We start from the raw sequence: 15,409 nt of genomic DNA on the forward strand, positions 1-15,409 counted from the left end.
AACCCACAGAGTTGTGTAGATACCTATGGCCATCGCAGGCAAGCCAGCTCCCACATTTGGTTTGGCGCCAGGCAATCGAACGGATACGCGCCGCCCATTGCGCCAGCTCAGCATCATCGGCCCGCGCCACACAGGGAAGCGACCGCTCGATCAGTAAAACGGTTCTTGGTGGTAACCATTACCTCAGCTGGCACCCGATCCATCCAGGCATTGAGGTCCAGCCAGAAATTTCCGACAGCGTTTTAGGGTTGCCCCTCGGAAGATGCCTGCCTAATCTTCGGGGGTCGCTGCAAATTCAGCGACCGGGTTTCGCAGCTCGGTTAAACTCTAGACGCACAGCGTCCACCTCAAGATAGCGGGCGCTTTTTTATGCCTGATGTTATGGCGGCTGTGCGCGGGATACCTTCGGGTATGCCGGGAGCCTAGAGTCCCGGTCTGCGAACCTGCGTACAGCTGCCACCCCAATATCGTTTCGCAGCGAGGGGTGGTGACTCCAATACTCTAGGAGCTTCGCCATGATTAAAGACAGTCCTAATCCGCCTTCAGATTCAATCACGCTTCACACTGCTGCTCATCGAGCAATCAACCACTATCTGAACCCGTCTGAGAAACCAGAGCCGCCTGCTGAGGGCCATGGCTTGTTTACCGTGCGAGAAGGACTAGACGTCGAGACGCTGCTGGTCAACGCATCTGAGGATCTAGCGTCGGTTCATGCACTGGCAAGCCACTTGGCTTTTGAGATCGACGGCAATCCTCGCAGCGTCGCCCTGGGGATTTGTCGGATGCTGGAGGGGATCCAGTTAATGGTGGATAAAACACTAAGCCTCAAAGACCATCCAACCCACACATAAATCTGAAACCGAAGAGTTCGCAAAGTGGGCACGGTAAAAAATGTGGGAGCTGGCTTGCCTGCGATTGCAGCGGGTCAGCCAACATTTTCGGTAACTGACACTCCGTCATCGCGGGCAAGCCAGCTCCCACAGTGGATCGAATGAAACGTTAAACAGTGTGCAAAAAAACGCCCCGAACCAGTCGGGGCGTTTTTCATTCAGCGTGCAGCTTTCAACGATCAGTCAGCCAACCGCCACGTCGTCCCACCCTTACCGTCTTCCAACACCACACCCATCGCGGTCAGTTGGTCGCGGATACGGTCGGATTCCGCCCAGTCCTTGTTAGCCCGAGCAGCCAAACGCGCCTGGATCAACGCATCCACTTGCGCGGCATCCACACGCCCTTCAGCGCCCGCTTGCAGGAAGTCATCGGCCTCCATCTGCAACACGCCCAACACGCTGGCCAGCTCTTTCAGGCGCGCCGCCAGGCCCGCCGCTGCGTCGATATCGGTCTCGCGCAAGCGGTTGATCTCGCGCACCATTTCAAACAGTACGGCGCAGGCTTCCGGGGTGCCGAAGTCGTCATTCATCACTTCGGTGAAGCGTGCCACGAAGGCTTCGCCGCCAGCCGGTGCAACCGCGGGCAGGCCTTTCAACGCGTGGTAGAAACGCTCCAGGGCACCCTTGGCGTCCTTGAGGTTGTCTTCGGAGTAGTTGATGGCGCTGCGGTAGTGGCTGGACACCAGCAGGTAGCGCACCACTTCCGGGTGGTACTTTTCCAGCACGTCGCGGATGGTGAAGAAGTTGTTCAAGGACTTGGACATCTTCTCGCCATTGATGCGGATCATGCCGCAGTGCATCCAGGCATTGGCGTAGGTCTTGCCAGTGGCGGCTTCGCTCTGGGCGATTTCGTTTTCGTGGTGCGGGAACTCCAGGTCGCTGCCGCCGCCATGAATGTCGAAGGTCTCGCCCAGGCAGCAGGTGGACATCACCGAGCATTCGATGTGCCAACCCGGACGCCCGGCGCCCCAGGGCGACTCCCAGCTCGGCTCGCCCGGCTTGGTGGCTTTCCACAGCACGAAGTCGAGCGGATCCTGCTTGGCTTCGTCAACTTCGATACGCGCGCCGATGCGCAGGTCTTCGATCTTCTTGCGCGACAGCTTGCCGTAGCCCATGAATTTGGCGACGCGGTAGTACACATCGCCATTGCCTGGGGCGTAGGCGTAGCCCTTGTCGATCAAGGTCTGGATCATCGCGTGCATGCCAGGAATGTGGTCCGTGGCACGCGGTTCCATGTCCGGCTTGAGGATGTTGAGGCGCGCCTCGTCCTCGTGCATGGCGGCGATCATGCGCTCGGTCAGCGCGTCAAACGACTCGCCGTTCTCGTTGGCACGGTTGATGATCTTGTCGTCGATGTCGGTGATGTTGCGCACGTACGTCAAGTCATAGCCGCTGAAACGCAACCAGCGGGTCACCAGGTCGAAGGCAACCATGCTACGGCCGTGGCCGATGTGGCAGTAGTCGTACACGGTCATACCGCACACGTACATGCGCACCTTGTTGCCATCCAGCGGCTTGAAGACTTCTTTGGTCTTGCTGAGCGTGTTGTAAATCGTTAGCACGATGTTTCCCTTAAATCACTGGCCCCACGAATCTCGCAAGGTCACGGTACGGTTGAATACCGGAGCACCAGGTTTCGAGTCCTTGATATCCGCGCAGAAGTAGCCTTCGCGCTCGAACTGGAAACGGTCTTCCGGCTGTGCGTCGCCAAGCGATGGCTCGGCACGACAACCAGTGAGTACTTGCAGAGAGTCAGGGTTGATGTTGTCGAGGAAACTGGCGCTGTCTTCTGCCTTCTCAGGGTTCGGCGAGCGGAACAGACGATCGTACAGGCGCACTTCGCACTCGATGCTGGCAGCGGCCGGTACCCAGTGGACCACGCCCTTGACCTTGCGGCCTTCAGGGTTCTTGCCCAGGGTGTCCGGGTCGTACGAGCAACGCAGCTCGACGATGTTGCCATCGGCGTCCTTGATCGCTTCGTCCGCACGGATCACGTAGCTGCCGCGCAGGCGCACTTCGCCGTTCGGCTCCAGGCGCTTGTAGCCTTTTGGCGGCTCTTCCATGAAGTCGTCACGGTCGATGTAGATTTCGCGGGCGAACGGCAATTTGCGCACGCCCAGCTCTTCTTTCTGCGGGTGACGCGGCAGTTCGAGGTTCTCGACCTGGCCTTCCGGGTAGTTGGTGATCACGACCTTCAACGGACGCAGCACGCACATGGCGCGCGGCGCGTTGGCATCCAGGTCCTGGCGGATGCTGAATTCCAGCATGCCGAAATCGACCACACCGTCGGAACGGTTGGTGCCGACCATGTCGCAGAAGTTGCGGATCGACGCCGGGGTGTAGCCACGGCGGCGGAAGCCCGACAGCGTGGACATGCGCGGGTCATCCCAGCCATGCACGTGTTTTTCATCGACCAGTTGCTTGAGCTTGCGCTTGCTGGTGATGGTGTAGTTCAGGTTCAGGCGGCTGAACTCGTACTGACGCGGGTGCGCCGGCACCGGCAGGCTGTCCAGGAACCACTCGTACAGCGGGCGATGGCTCTCGAACTCCAGGGTGCAGATGGAGTGGGTGATGCCTTCGATGGCGTCCGACTGACCGTGGGTAAAGTCGTAGTTGGGGTAGATGCACCACTTGTCACCGGTCTGGTGGTGGTGGGCATGGCGGATGCGGTACATGATCGGGTCGCGCAGGTTCATGTTCGGCGAGGCCATGTCGATCTTGGCGCGCAGCACGCGAGCGCCGTCCGGGAATTCGCCGGCACGCATACGGTTGAACCAGTCCAGGTTCTCTTCCACCGAACGGTCGCGGAACGGGCTGTTCTTGCCCGGCTCGGTCAGGGTGCCACGGTACTCCTTGGCCTGCTCCGGGGTCAGGTCGTCCACATAGGCCTTGCCGGCCTTGATCAGCTCGACAGCCCAGTCGAACAACTGGTCGAAATACTTGGAGGCATAGCGCACTTCACCGGACCATTCAAAGCCCAGCCACTTGATGTCGCTTTCGATGGCGTCGATGTATTCCTGGTCTTCCTTGGCCGGGTTGGTGTCGTCGAAACGCAGGTGCGTGACGCCACCGAACTCCTGGGCCAGGCCGAAGTTCACACAGATCGACTTGGCGTGGCCGATGTGCAGGTAGCCGTTGGGCTCAGGCGGGAAACGGGTGACGATCTGCGTGTGCTTGCCCGAATCCAGGTCCGCCTGGATGATCGGGCGCAGGAAATTGACCGGGACGGCAGGTCCGGCCTTGGTATTCGAGGTAGGGTCGACAGTGGGCTTGCTCATAGGATCCTTGAACAGACAGGTGCGTGGCCAGGTGGGGCCAGATAAAACAAAGGGCTCATAATAGCCGAAGCAGTCAAGACACATACAGAGCGCGGCCAATTAATTGCCCGGGCGGTAAAAAACCACCTCGAAATTCCCGCAGGGCAGGCTAAACTGCGCGCCTTGGCCGTCGTTTAGCCAGACAGGTAAGGTGCCCAGGCGCCCACACCCACGAATTCCCTGAAAAGAGTAGCGAACATGACTCAAGTCAAACTGACCACCAACCACGGTGACATCGTCATCGAGCTGAACGCCGAGAAAGCGCCGATCACCGTCGCCAACTTCATCGAATACGTCAAAGCCGGCCACTACGAAAACACCGTTTTCCACCGTGTCATCGGCAACTTCATGATCCAGGGCGGCGGTTTCGAGCCTGGCATGAAAGAAAAGAAAGACAAGCGTCCAAGCATCCAGAACGAAGCAGACAACGGCCTTTCCAACGACAAGTACACCGTCGCCATGGCCCGTACCATGGAGCCGCATTCGGCCTCCGCGCAGTTCTTCATCAACGTCGCCGACAACGCCTTCCTGAACCACAGCGGCAAGAACGTGCAGGGTTGGGGCTACGCAGTGTTCGGTAAAGTCACCGCAGGCACCGACGTTGTCGACAAGATCAAAGGCGTATCGACCACCTCCAAGGCCGGTCACCAGGACGTTCCAGCCGAAGACGTGATCGTCGAGAAAGCCGAGATCATCGAAGCGTGATATTGCTGATTTCAGACTTGCATCTGGAAGAGGAGCGCCCGGACATCACCCGGGCGTTTCTGGATCTGCTCCACGGCCGCGCCCGTGGCGCCCAGGCGTTGTACATTCTGGGGGACTTCTTCGAAGCCTGGATTGGCGACGATGGCATGACCCCCTTCCAGCGTTCCATCTGCGCGGCTCTACGCGAGCTGAGCGACAGCGGCACCCCGATTTTTATCATGCACGGCAACCGCGATTTCCTGATCGGCAAGGCGTTCTGCAAAGCGGCAGGCGCCACCTTGCTCAAGGACCCGACGGTCGTGCAGTTGTATGGCGAGCCTGTGCTGTTGATGCACGGCGACAGCCTCTGCACCCGCGACCTCGGCTATATGAAGCTGCGGCGCATCCTGCGCAACCCGATTGTGCTGTTTATCCTGCGCCACCTGCCCTTGGGCACCCGCCACAAACTGGCGCGCAAGTTGCGCAGTGAGAGCAGCGCCCAGGTGCGCATGAAGGCCAATGACATTGTCGATGTCACGCCTGAAGAAGTGCCCCGGGTGATGCAGCAGTTTGGCGTGCGCACCCTGGTCCACGGCCATACCCACCGCCCCGCCATCCATAAGTTGCAGATCGGCGACCAGGCGGCCAAGCGCATTGTGCTGGGGGACTGGGACAAGCAAGGCTGGGCGTTGCAGGTGGATGAGCAAGGGTTTCAGCTGGCGGCGTTTGACTTCGTCAACCCGCAGTTGGCGCTGCCTGGAGCCTGATCAAGCACAACACCGGTCAATGTGAACAGAGATCCAACTGTGGGAGCGGGCTTGCTCGCGAATGCTGAGTGTCAGTCGATATGGCTGTGACTGATACACCGCATTCGCGAGCAAGCCCGCTCCCACATTCTTGACTGAGTACAACCTCAAGTCAGTGCCCTGAAGCCGCAGGCCCGGCCTTCGCCGTAAACGGCGGCTTGGCCAGCCACACCAGCAACATCAAGCCCATGAACATCCACCCCAGCAACGTGAAGTAATCCACGGTGGACATCATGTACGCCTGGCTGGTGAGAATCTGGTCCAGTTGGGTATAGGCCTTCTGCCCTGCCCCACCCAGCGCCTGCAACGCATCGCGGGTGGTCGAGTCGTAGACGGTCATGTTCTCGCTCATATAGGCATGGTGCTGGTCGGCCCGGCGGATCCAGATCCAGGTGGTCAGCGAGGCCGCAAAGCTGCCGCCCAAGGTACGCAGGAAGGTCGCCAGCCCAGCGCCATCGGCAATCTGGTGCGGCGGCAGGTCGGACATCAGGATGCTCAAGGTCGGCATGAAGAACAGCGCCACGCCGATGCCCATGAACAGTTGCACCATGGCGATGTGGGTGAAGTCCACTTCGTTGGTGAAACCGGCGCGCATGAAGCAGCTCAAGCCAATCGCGAGGAACGCCAGGCCCGCCAGCAGGCGCAGGTCGAACTTGTGCGCGTACTTGCCCACGAACGGCGACATCAACACCGGCAAAATGCCGATGGGCGCCACCGCCAGCCCGGCCCAGGTGGCGGTGTAGCCCATCTGGGTTTGCAGCCATTGCGGCAGGATCAGGTTGATGCCGAAAAAGCCCGCATAACCGAGGATCAACACAATGGTGCCGATCCGGAAGTTACGGTGTGCGAACAGCCGCAGGTTGACCACCGGGTGCTTGTCGGTCATCTCCCAGATCACGAACACCGCCAGGGCAATCACCGAAATGGCCGCGCCGATGATGATGAAGTTGGACTCGAACCAGTCCAGGTCATTGCCCTTGTCGAGGATGATCTGCAAGGCCCCCACACCGACGATCAGGCTCAGCAGCCCGACGTAGTCCATCGGCTGATAGCTGGTGACCACCGGGCGTTTCTTCAGCTGCGCACGCACCACCATCACCGCAAAAATCCCGATGGGCACGTTGATGAAAAAGATCCACGGCCAGCTGTAGCTGTCGGTGATCCAACCACCGAGGATGGGCCCGGCAATCGGCGCTACCACCGTGACCATCGCCAATAACGCCAGGGCCATGCCGCGCTTGGCGGGTGGATAGACCGCAATCAACAGCGTCTGCGTCATCGGGTACAACGGCCCGGCGACCAAGCCTTGCAGGACCCGAAAGCCGATCAGCTCAGGCATCGAGGTGGAAATACCGCACAAGAACGACGCCAGCACAAACAGCAGGGTCGCCCACAAAAACAGCTTCACCTCGCCAAAGCGCCGGCTCAACCAACCGGTGAGCGGCAAGGCGATGGCGTTGCTCACCGCAAACGAGGTGATCACCCAGGTGCCCTGCTCCGAACTCACCCCCAGGTTGCCGGAGATGGTCGGCAACGCCACGTTGGCGATGGTGGTGTCGAGCACCTGCATAAAGGTCGCCAGCGACAGGCCAATGGTGGCCATCAACAGGCTGGGTGGCGTGAACGAGGCGTTATTGCTCATCAGCGTTGCGCAGCCTTGGGAGCGGCGACGCTGTTGTCATGGATCAACTGGTTGATCATGGCATCGGCTTCGGCCAATTGGCGGTCATACACGCTGGTGGTGAACGAGGCTTTTTGCGGCGCCTGTTGCGCCAGCACCGGGCCGCTCTGGTCGTGCAGGTCGACGTTGACCACGGTGCTCAAGCCCACGCGCAGCGGGTGCTTGGACAACTCTTCAGCGTTGATATGGATGCGCACCGGCACCCGTTGCACGATCTTGATCCAGTTGCCGGTGGCGTTCTGTGCAGGCAGCAAGGCGAACGCGCTGCCGGTGCCGGCGCCGAGGCTGTCGACGGTGCCGCTGTACTTCACGTCGCTGCCGTAGATGTCCGACTCGATATCCACCGGCTGGCCGATGCGCATATCCCGCAGTTGGGTTTCCTTGAAGTTGGCATCGATCCACAGCTGGTCCAGCGGGATCACCGCCATCAGCGCGGTGCCCGGTTGCACGCGCTGGCCCAGTTGCACGGTGCGCTTGGCCACATAGCCGGTAACCGGTGCGATCAAGGTGCTGCGCGCATTGGTCAGGTACGCCTGGCGCAGTTGCGCGGCGGCGGCTTGCACGTCGGGGTGGGACGAAATCACTGTGTCATCCACCAGGGCATTGGTGGTTTTGAGTTGTTGCTCAAGGTTGGTCAAGGCGTTCTTGGCGGCGGTCAGGCTGTCGCGGGCGTGGGACAGTTCTTCCTGGGAAATCGCGCCACCCTGGGCCAGGGTCTTACGGCGGTTGTAGTTGTCCTGGGCGGTTTGCACATCGGCTTTCTGCGCATTGACCTGGGCTTTCATACCATCGACGTTGCTGTACAAACCGCGCACTTGGCGTACGGTGCGGGCCAGGTTGGCCTGGGCACTTTGCAGGCCGACGGCGGCGTCGTTGGGGTCGAAGTTAATCAGCACCTGGCCTTCGTGGACCAGGTCGCCATCGTCGGCGCCAATGCTGACCACGGTGCCGGTGACCAGCGGGGTGATTTCCACCACGTTGCCGTTCACATAGGCGTCATCGGTGCTTTCATTGAAACGCCCGTAGAATTCATACCAGGCCCACACGCCCACCACACTCAGAATGACGATCAGCGCCAGGCCGATCAGCATCACTTTGCGTTTGCGCGGGTTGGTGTCTTTGGGTTGTTCGGTTGCGTTGTTGCTGTCGGCAGTGGCCATGACAAATACCTCAAATTATTCCGTGCGTGTAGCTGGGGTGGTCGCGGCCACGCTGTTGGCGTGATACCCGCCACCCAGGGCCTGCATCAATTGAATCGACAGGTCGATCTGCGCCGCATTCAGGGTGGCCAGCTGACGCTGGGCCTGCAGCAATTGCTGCTCGATGCTGAGCACATCCAGGTAGTTACCGATGCCTGAGCTGTAGCGTTGCACCCCGGTGTCGTAGGACTGCTGCGCGATATCGGCGGCGTGTTGCTGGGCCTGGATCTGCCGCCCGGTGTCGCGCAGTTGCGAGAGGGTGGAGCCGATATCACCCAAGGCTTGCACCAGGGTTTTGTTGTACTGGGCCACGGCCAGGTCGTAGTCAGCGTCGCGGGCATCGAGGTCGGCGCGCAGGCGACCGCCGTCAAAAATCGGCAATGAGATCGTCGGCGCGATATTGAAAAAGCGGCTGGCCGAACCGAACATCGCATCGCCCAGCAACGACTCGGCACCTGCGCTCGCGCTCAGGTTGAGGTTGGGGTAGAAGCGGGTCTTGCTGGCATCGATGTTCTTGCTCGCGGCCTCTACGCGCCAGCGTGCGGCGACCAGGTCCGGGCGACGGCCGAGCAGCTCGGCAGGCAACACCGCCGGCACGGCCACGGCGCTGGGTTTGAGCACCGCTGGGCGAGCCAACTCGTCACCGCGGTCCGGGCCTTTACCCAGCAATACCGCGAGCGCGATCTTGGCGCTTTGCAGTTGTTTTTCCGCGTCAATCAGTTGCGACTGAGAGCTGGCTTCCAGGCTCTCGGTCTGCTGGTACTGGTATTCGCTGTCGATACCGGAACTCAGGCGGCGCTTGCTCAGGTCGAGCATCTGGCGGGTGCGCTTGAGGTCATCGACGGCCAGGTCACGCACGATATGGGCCTGGCCCAGGTCGCTGTAGGCCTTGGCCACGTTGGCGGCCAGGGTCAGGCGCGCGGCCTGCTGGTCGACTTCGGCAGCACGGGCCTCGCCCAACGCGGCTTCCCAGGCGGCGCGCTGGCCGCCCCAGAGGTCGAAGTTGTAGTTGAAGCTGGCGCCGATGTTACGCACCGTCGAATAGGCATCGCCCTGCCCGCGTGGGTCCTGGTCCTTGGCCAGGCGCGAACGGCTCACGCCGGCGCTGGCATCCAGGGTCGGCATGCGCGCCGCGTTGGCGGCATAGGCGGCGGCTTCGGCTTGGTGGGCGCGGGCATCGGCCACTTGCATGTCGGGGCTGTTCTGCAGAGCTTCCTGGATCAGGCCGTCAAGCTGTGGGTCGCCCAGGCTTTTCCACCAGTCAGCGGCCGGCCAGGCGGCGCTCGACAGCGTCACGCCGCTGAGGGATTTGCCGGTGTGCAGAGTATTGGCGTCGAGGCGATGGCCCTGGGTGTCGAGGCCGCTGTAATTGGCGCAACCGGCCAACGTCATCGCCGCCAGCACCAGGCTGAGTGCGCGTGTGTTCATGATCGACCTACCCGCTGGATCGTGATGGGGTCACCCGCAGCGATCAGCATTTTCTTCAGGATCCGCTCCAGGGTTTCCAGCTCGCCCGGCTCAAGCACGCCGGCCAACTGGTTGAGCGCCTTGGCGCCAATGTGCGGCAGCATGTCCGCCAGGCGCTGGCCCTCGGCGGTCAGCACCAACTGCACCTGGCGCCGGTCCAGCTCGGAACGCTTGCGGCTGAGCAGGTCTTTTTGCTCCAGCCGGTCGAGCATGCGCGTCATCGAACCGCTGTCCAGGGACAGGTTGCGGCACAGCTCCGCCGGGGTATCGACGCCGAACTGGGCCATGATGATCAACACCTTGAACTGCGCGGCGGTGATGCCGTGGGGTTCCATATGGGTGTCGATGATGCGGTCCTTGAGAATCGCGGCGCGGCCCAGCAACAGGCCGAGATGGCAGTTGTGGAAGTTGTCAGGGGTGAAGTGAGGCATCGAAAGTCACCTTATTACTGCCTAGGCAGTGAATGTGTGACGAGATGTTACTGCTTAGGCAGCGAATGTCAAATGGAATAATTAGATTGCTTGGTAGTTGAGGGATGAGCAGTGAGGTCTAAGGATTGCCTGATGGGCTACGGTATCTGTGCTAGTTAAGGTAGGGGATTCTTGAACAACTCGTATAGCCCTGCCCATGAAGTACTTAAAAGCGCGTCTACCGAGACACTGCAAAGCACCGGTCACATCTGGTACTGCAGGGATAACTCGAGGTATGGCATTTTGATCAATCCCGTCCCGGGCGACACGTTCGCCAAGCAGACGACTTTCCCGCTTGGCAAATCTGGGCTTTCCTTCCGTATCTGGATGACGGGTACAGATCGCTATGAACCAGGATATCAACCCATCCCATCTGCGGACAGAACCTATGCCATCGGCAGCGGCGGGGGTGAGGCTGGAAATCTTGAAGACCGGCCCACTGGCGGAAAAAGCCAAGATTGATGAAGGCAACCTGGCCACCCTGAGCAACGATTACCTGATACTGAAAATATTCAACCTGAGCAACCCGATCGTAGTCAATAAAGCCTCCTGCCAGACACCCGCCGTCCCGGTCGCCATGGGCGACGACTATCAGCTTAAGGACTTCGAAAAAAGCCGGAGCAGCACAGCGCACTGGACACCACCTACCCGTTCAATGCCTTCAGCCCCACTGGCACCCATTTCCAGATCCCCCTGTCGGCGGCGTATTACCGCTTGCCCACCGGCACCCTGAAGGCGGGCAGCGCCAACACGGATGTGACCTTCATCGTGAACTAGCTGTAACAATCTAAGGATCGTCTGATTTTCCCTACACCTGGCCTTCCCTAAAGTGCCGGGATGAGATTAAAGAACTACCTCCACCAGATCAGCCCGGTCCTTTCCAACCCCAACGCCGCGCGCCGGCTGTTGCGCGTTTTTGCGCTGGTACTGCTGGTAGGGATTCTCGGTGGCGTGTACAGCTTTTTGCTGTTTACCTTCAACAATGAAATCTCCCAGCGGCGCAGCTACATGAGCAGCGCCATAGCTGAAGCGCATACCTTTTTCACCACCCGTGAAGCGCTGTTGGAGAGTCTGAGCTTATCAGCCACGCGTAAAACCGAACTGAACGCGCCGGTATCCGATGAGGAGATCCGCCTGTTGCTGGGGCAAACACCGGGCCAGCAATGGAGCATCTGGCTGACCCAGCGCATGCGTGACTACCTGAAGGCCAAGCAGCTCAACCTGCTGTATGTCGACACCGAGGGCTGTGTGCTGCGGCTGTACAGCACCGCACCGGTCACCACCGTGTTTTCCCAGGGCATGCTCAATCAACTGACCGCCCTCAAGACGTCGAAAACTCTTCAAGAGTTATGGCTGACCCATGCGTCCAATGGGCATTCACGGTTGTATATCTTTATTCGCCTGGACGAGCGGGACGTGAACTCCGGCTGGCTCGGCCTGGAAATGGACGACCACGAAGTCTCCAGTGCCTTGAACGACCACAGTGCCGGCGAGTTCACGATGTTCAACGCCGAGGGCATGGCGCTGTTCAGCAATAGCCATACACCTCCGCCTGGGCAGAACTTGCCACTGCTGCGGCAACAGGACTTCTTCGGGTTTGTCGGCGCTGGCTGGTTTCCCGAACAGTTGGTGTTGCGCAAGCAGTTGAAGTCCTCGGATTGGCAACTCACCTACTCCATTGATTTGCTCGCCGTGGTGCAGGCGCTATGGCCGCAAATCTTCGGCGCGCTGGCGTTCTGCCTGCTGAGTATCAGCCTGGTGTGCCTGCTGACCCGCCGCCTGGAGCACCGCTTCATTACTCCGGCGCTGCACCGTCTCCAGGCGCTGGTGGAAAGTGAGCTGTTCAGCCGCGACGTGATCCAGACTGCGCCCGTGGCGCTGTGCGTATTGCGCCGCACCGATGGCCAGGTGGTGCTGGATAACACCCTAGCCCGACAATGGCTGGGTGAGTGCGGCGAGCAATTGGGCCCGGGCTGGATACGCAATGCCTTCGACCCCACGGCGCCCTGCCTCACGGATTACTTCGAGACCGCCGACGGCCGTCACTTATACCTGAGCTGCGCCCCCACCCGTTACAAAGGTGAAGATGTGCTGTTATGTGCGTTCAGCGACATCAGTGCGCGCACTCAGATCGAAGCAGCGTTGCAACAGGCGCGCCAATCTGCGGACGCCGCCAACGAAGCCAAGACCCTGTTCCTGGCCACCATGAGCCACGAAATCCGCACGCCGCTGTACGGCGTGCTTGGAACCCTGGAGTTGCTCGGTCGCACGCATCTAGATGCCCAGCAGAAAAGCTACCTGCGCACCATTGAGGGTTCTTCCGCCACCTTGCTGCAGTTGATCTGCGATGTGCTGGACGTGTCGAAAATCGAGGCCGGGCAACTGGCCTTGGAACTGAGCGAATTCTCTGTGCAGGCCCTGGTGCAAGAGGTGGTGCAGGGCTACGGCGCCGCAGCGCAGAGCAAAGGCTTGCAACTGTACGCCTGCCTCGACCCGCAACTGCCGGAGCCGTTGCTGGGGGATATCAGCCGACTGCGGCAGATCCTCAACAACCTGCTGAGCAATGCCGTCAAGTTCACCGACGCCGGGCGCGTGGTGTTGCGGGTCCAGGTGCTCAGCCGCGAAGGCGAGCGGGTGTGTCTGCAATGGCAGGTCTCGGACACCGGCAAGGGGATAGCCCATCAAGACCAGGCGTTTATTTTCGAACCGTTCTACCAGACCACAGGCAACAACAATGTGATGGCCGGAACCGGCCTGGGCCTGCCCATTTGCCTGCGCCTGACCCACTTGATGAATGGCACCCTGCGCATGGTCAGCGAACCGGGCCTGGGCAGCAGTTTTTCCCTGGCGGCGCCGTTGGAACAACGTTCATCCAGGCTGCTGTCGGCCATGCCACAGACACTGACGGCGGAGAGGGTATACGTGGTCTCGCCCGTGCATGAACTGGCGCAAAACATCAGCGGTTGGCTGCGCCTCTGGGGCGCCCGGCCGCAAATCGGCGTGCCGGTGGGGATGGAGTCGGACGCCGCTGGCGTGTTGCTTGAGCTGTACCCCGATCCGCCGGACTCCCGCCCACGCCTGCCCTGGCAGGGGCCAAGGGTCATCGCCCGTTGCGACGGTGCCTACGAGCCGCAATTTCGCGGCGATGGCTGGAGTGTCAACCTCAATGACCTGAAGGCGATCCAGCAAGCGGTGCGCCATGCCCAGGGCGGCCGACCAGCCCTGCCCCAACCAACCTGCGAACCGCGCGAGCTGAGCCCGCTGGGCCTGCATATCCTGGTGGCAGAAGACAACGTCATCAACCAACTGATCCTGCGCGACCAGCTCGAAGAGCTTGGGTGCAGCGTGACCTTGACCCGAGATGGTGAAGAAGCCTTGTCGCTCTGGCACGACGGCGGCTTCGACATTGTGCTCACCGACGTCAATATGCCCAAGCTCAATGGCTACGACCTGGCCAAGGCCCTGCGCGAGCTGGGTTGTACAACCCCCATCATCGGTGCGACCGCCAACGCCCTGCTCGGTGAAGACGCACTGTGCCTGGCCGCTGGCATGAACCACTGCCTGATCAAACCTTTTACGCTGCGAGCCTTGTTCACCGCCCTGGCTCCCTATGAACGAGCCGCCCATGAAGCCCTGTAGCATTCTGATTGTCGAAGATCACCCCTTCCAGCACCTGTACTTGCAGAACCTGTTCAGCACCTTGGGTGAGTTTGACCTGGTGTTTGCCAAGGACGGTGAAGCCGCCCTGGCCTGCCTGAAAAGCCGCGACTTCGACCTGGTGCTGACGGATCTGCTGATGCCCGGCATGGACGGTGTGCAATTTATCCAGGGCCTGGCCGCGCAAACCTCGCGACCGGCACTGGCGATCATGAGCGCGGCGTCGCGCCGTATGCTGATGGGCGCCAGCCTGGTGGCGAGCAACCTGCAAGTGAAGGTCGTAGGGCTGATTTCCAAGCCGGTCAATGCCGCCGCCCTGCGCTGCCTGATTGATCAACTGCAGGGGCTGCGCCACACCCCGCTCGCCGAAACCCAACCCGGCATCGACCGCCAGAGCCTGGTCAATGCCCTGGACAATCACGAACTGCAAGCCTGGTTCCAACCCAAGAAGGCCCTGGACAACGGCCGCATCGTCGCCGCCGAAGCTCTGGTGCGCTGGATTCACCCCGACCACGGCACCTTGCTGCCCGGCGCGTTCCTGCCGGCGTTGATTGCCTTCGGCCTCGAAGAACACCTGTTGTGGCGGGTGCTGGAACAGGCGATGGTGGCCCAGGCCCAGTGGCGCCAACACGGCTATGACATTCCCGTGTCGATCAACCTGCCCACTCACCTGCTCAACAGCCACGACCTGCCCGACCGCATCCTCGCTTTCGTACTGGCACACCAAGGTTTGCCCGCGCGCATCTGCTTTGAGTTGATGGAATGCTCGGTCCCGGATGACATCAGCAACTTCTACGCCGGCGCCTGCCGATTGCGGATCAAGGGTTTCGGCCTGTCCCAGGATGATTTTGGCAAGGGCTACAGCTCGTACATGAACCTGGTGTCCGCGCCCTTCACCGAGTTGAAAATCGACCGAGCGCTGGTGCAGGGCTGCAACGCCAACGAAGAACTGGCCCAGGCGCTGACCAGCATTGTCAGCCTGGGCCGCCAATTGGGCCTGACGGTAGTGGCCGAAGGCGTAGAAACCGCGCAAGAACTTGCACTGTTGCGTAAGATCGACTGCACTCAGGTACAAGGCTTCCTGATTTCCCACGCCGTGTCTTCGGATCAGTTCCAGCAATTGCTGACCCATGACGGGCCGGCGAACGTGTATTGATCCGCGCAAGCGTGTGGCCGAACGTCGCTTGCTATAGAGGTCATTGTGTTCACAAGCAGCTCCCTCACCTTCGTCCAGGCGC

At 60.7% G+C, this 15,409-nt stretch carries 12 protein-coding genes; 6 read left to right on the forward strand and 6 right to left on the reverse strand.

Annotated elements, in window-relative coordinates; all coding sequences use genetic code 11:
* Positions 1 to 515: 515 nt before the first annotated feature.
* A complete protein-coding gene (locus ACWHXD_RS18075) occupies positions 516 to 851 on the forward strand; it encodes a DUF6124 family protein (RefSeq protein WP_098950966.1) in 336 nt (111 codons plus the stop codon).
* Between the two features lie 218 nt (positions 852 to 1,069).
* Here the strand turns inward: ACWHXD_RS18075 and cysS are convergent, their stop codons facing one another.
* Together cysS and ACWHXD_RS18085 are read right to left on the reverse strand one after the other, a co-directional pair.
* Entirely contained in the window at positions 1,070 to 2,452 is a 1,383-nt protein-coding gene (gene cysS, locus ACWHXD_RS18080; RefSeq protein WP_032896617.1) for a cysteine--tRNA ligase, read from the reverse strand.
* Between the two features lie 15 nt (positions 2,453 to 2,467).
* Positions 2,468 to 4,168 (reverse strand): glutamine--tRNA ligase/YqeY domain fusion protein, encoded by a 1,701-nt coding sequence (locus ACWHXD_RS18085; protein WP_003192174.1) that lies wholly within the window; start codon positions 4,166 to 4,168, stop codon positions 2,468 to 2,470.
* A gap of 237 nt (positions 4,169 to 4,405) precedes the next feature.
* Between ACWHXD_RS18085 and ACWHXD_RS18090 the strand changes: the two genes are divergently transcribed.
* Entirely contained in the window at positions 4,406 to 4,912 is a 507-nt protein-coding gene (locus ACWHXD_RS18090; RefSeq protein WP_065877469.1) for a peptidylprolyl isomerase, read from the forward strand.
* On the forward strand, positions 4,909 to 5,658 hold the full coding sequence (gene lpxH / locus ACWHXD_RS18095) for a UDP-2,3-diacylglucosamine diphosphatase (protein ID WP_034133801.1): 750 nt from the start codon (positions 4,909 to 4,911) through the stop codon (positions 5,656 to 5,658). Before ACWHXD_RS18090 ends, lpxH begins: the two co-directional genes overlap by 4 nt.
* 151 nt (positions 5,659 to 5,809) lie before the next feature.
* Here lpxH and ACWHXD_RS18100 read toward each other — a convergent pair whose 3' ends face one another.
* From ACWHXD_RS18100 to ACWHXD_RS18115, 4 genes are read right to left on the reverse strand one after another with little or no spacing between them, the layout of a single operon-like run.
* Entirely contained in the window at positions 5,810 to 7,339 is a 1,530-nt protein-coding gene (locus ACWHXD_RS18100) for a DHA2 family efflux MFS transporter permease subunit (protein WP_003192178.1), read from the reverse strand.
* Positions 7,339 to 8,538, reverse strand: a complete 1,200-nt coding sequence (locus tag ACWHXD_RS18105) for an HlyD family secretion protein (RefSeq protein ID WP_138761676.1) — start codon at positions 8,536 to 8,538, stop codon at positions 7,339 to 7,341. The genes ACWHXD_RS18100 and ACWHXD_RS18105 overlap by 1 nt, the downstream gene beginning before the upstream one ends.
* Positions 8,539 to 8,553: 15 nt before the next feature.
* Entirely contained in the window at positions 8,554 to 10,005 is a 1,452-nt protein-coding gene (locus ACWHXD_RS18110; RefSeq protein WP_138761677.1) for an efflux transporter outer membrane subunit, read from the reverse strand.
* Positions 10,002 to 10,475 carry a MarR family winged helix-turn-helix transcriptional regulator gene (locus ACWHXD_RS18115; RefSeq protein WP_014718945.1) on the reverse strand — a complete coding sequence of 158 codons (474 nt, stop codon included), beginning with the start codon at positions 10,473 to 10,475 and terminating at the stop codon, positions 10,002 to 10,004. Before ACWHXD_RS18115 ends, ACWHXD_RS18110 begins: the two co-directional genes overlap by 4 nt.
* Positions 10,476 to 10,860: 385 nt before the next feature.
* Here ACWHXD_RS18115 and ACWHXD_RS18120 point away from each other — a divergent pair, with 385 nt between their 5' ends.
* The 3 genes from ACWHXD_RS18120 (at position 10,861) to pvrR (ending at position 15,327) form a co-directional block, all read left to right on the forward strand.
* The gene (locus ACWHXD_RS18120) at positions 10,861 to 11,247 is read left to right on the forward strand and encodes a hypothetical protein (RefSeq protein WP_138761678.1); all 387 of its coding nucleotides are present in this window, start codon (positions 10,861 to 10,863) and stop codon (positions 11,245 to 11,247) included.
* A gap of 104 nt (positions 11,248 to 11,351) precedes the next feature.
* Positions 11,352 to 14,153: an ATP-binding protein gene (locus ACWHXD_RS18125; protein ID WP_138761679.1), complete on the forward strand. Its 2,802-nt coding sequence runs from the start codon at positions 11,352 to 11,354 to the stop codon at positions 14,151 to 14,153.
* The gene (pvrR, locus tag ACWHXD_RS18130; RefSeq protein ID WP_138761680.1) at positions 14,140 to 15,327 is read left to right on the forward strand and encodes a response regulator cyclic di-GMP phosphodiesterase PvrR; all 1,188 of its coding nucleotides are present in this window, start codon (positions 14,140 to 14,142) and stop codon (positions 15,325 to 15,327) included. The genes ACWHXD_RS18125 and pvrR overlap by 14 nt, the downstream gene beginning before the upstream one ends.
* The last annotated feature ends 82 nt before the right edge of the window (positions 15,328 to 15,409 follow it).

Source organism: Pseudomonas fjordensis (assembly GCF_976987115.1).

Excerpts from the sequence above, each read along its gene's own strand:
- ACWHXD_RS18075 (WP_098950966.1), top strand. The coding sequence starts at position 516 with ATGATTAAAGACAGTCCTAATCCGCCTTCAGATTCAATCACGCTTCAC.
- ACWHXD_RS18085 (WP_003192174.1), bottom strand. The coding sequence starts at position 4,168 with ATGAGCAAGCCCACTGTCGACCCTACCTCGAATACCAAGGCCGGACCT.
- ACWHXD_RS18090 (WP_065877469.1), top strand. The coding sequence starts at position 4,406 with ATGACTCAAGTCAAACTGACCACCAACCACGGTGACATCGTCATCGAG.
- ACWHXD_RS18100 (WP_003192178.1), bottom strand. The coding sequence starts at position 7,339 with ATGAGCAATAACGCCTCGTTCACGCCACCCAGCCTGTTGATGGCCACC.
- ACWHXD_RS18105 (WP_138761676.1), bottom strand. The coding sequence starts at position 8,538 with ATGGCCACTGCCGACAGCAACAACGCAACCGAACAACCCAAAGACACC.
- ACWHXD_RS18110 (WP_138761677.1), bottom strand. The coding sequence starts at position 10,005 with ATGAACACACGCGCACTCAGCCTGGTGCTGGCGGCGATGACGTTGGCC.
- ACWHXD_RS18115 (WP_014718945.1), bottom strand. The coding sequence starts at position 10,475 with ATGCCTCACTTCACCCCTGACAACTTCCACAACTGCCATCTCGGCCTG.
- ACWHXD_RS18120 (WP_138761678.1), top strand. The coding sequence starts at position 10,861 with ATGAACCAGGATATCAACCCATCCCATCTGCGGACAGAACCTATGCCA.
- ACWHXD_RS18125 (WP_138761679.1), top strand. The coding sequence starts at position 11,352 with ATGAGATTAAAGAACTACCTCCACCAGATCAGCCCGGTCCTTTCCAAC.
- pvrR (WP_138761680.1), top strand. The coding sequence starts at position 14,140 with ATGAAGCCCTGTAGCATTCTGATTGTCGAAGATCACCCCTTCCAGCAC.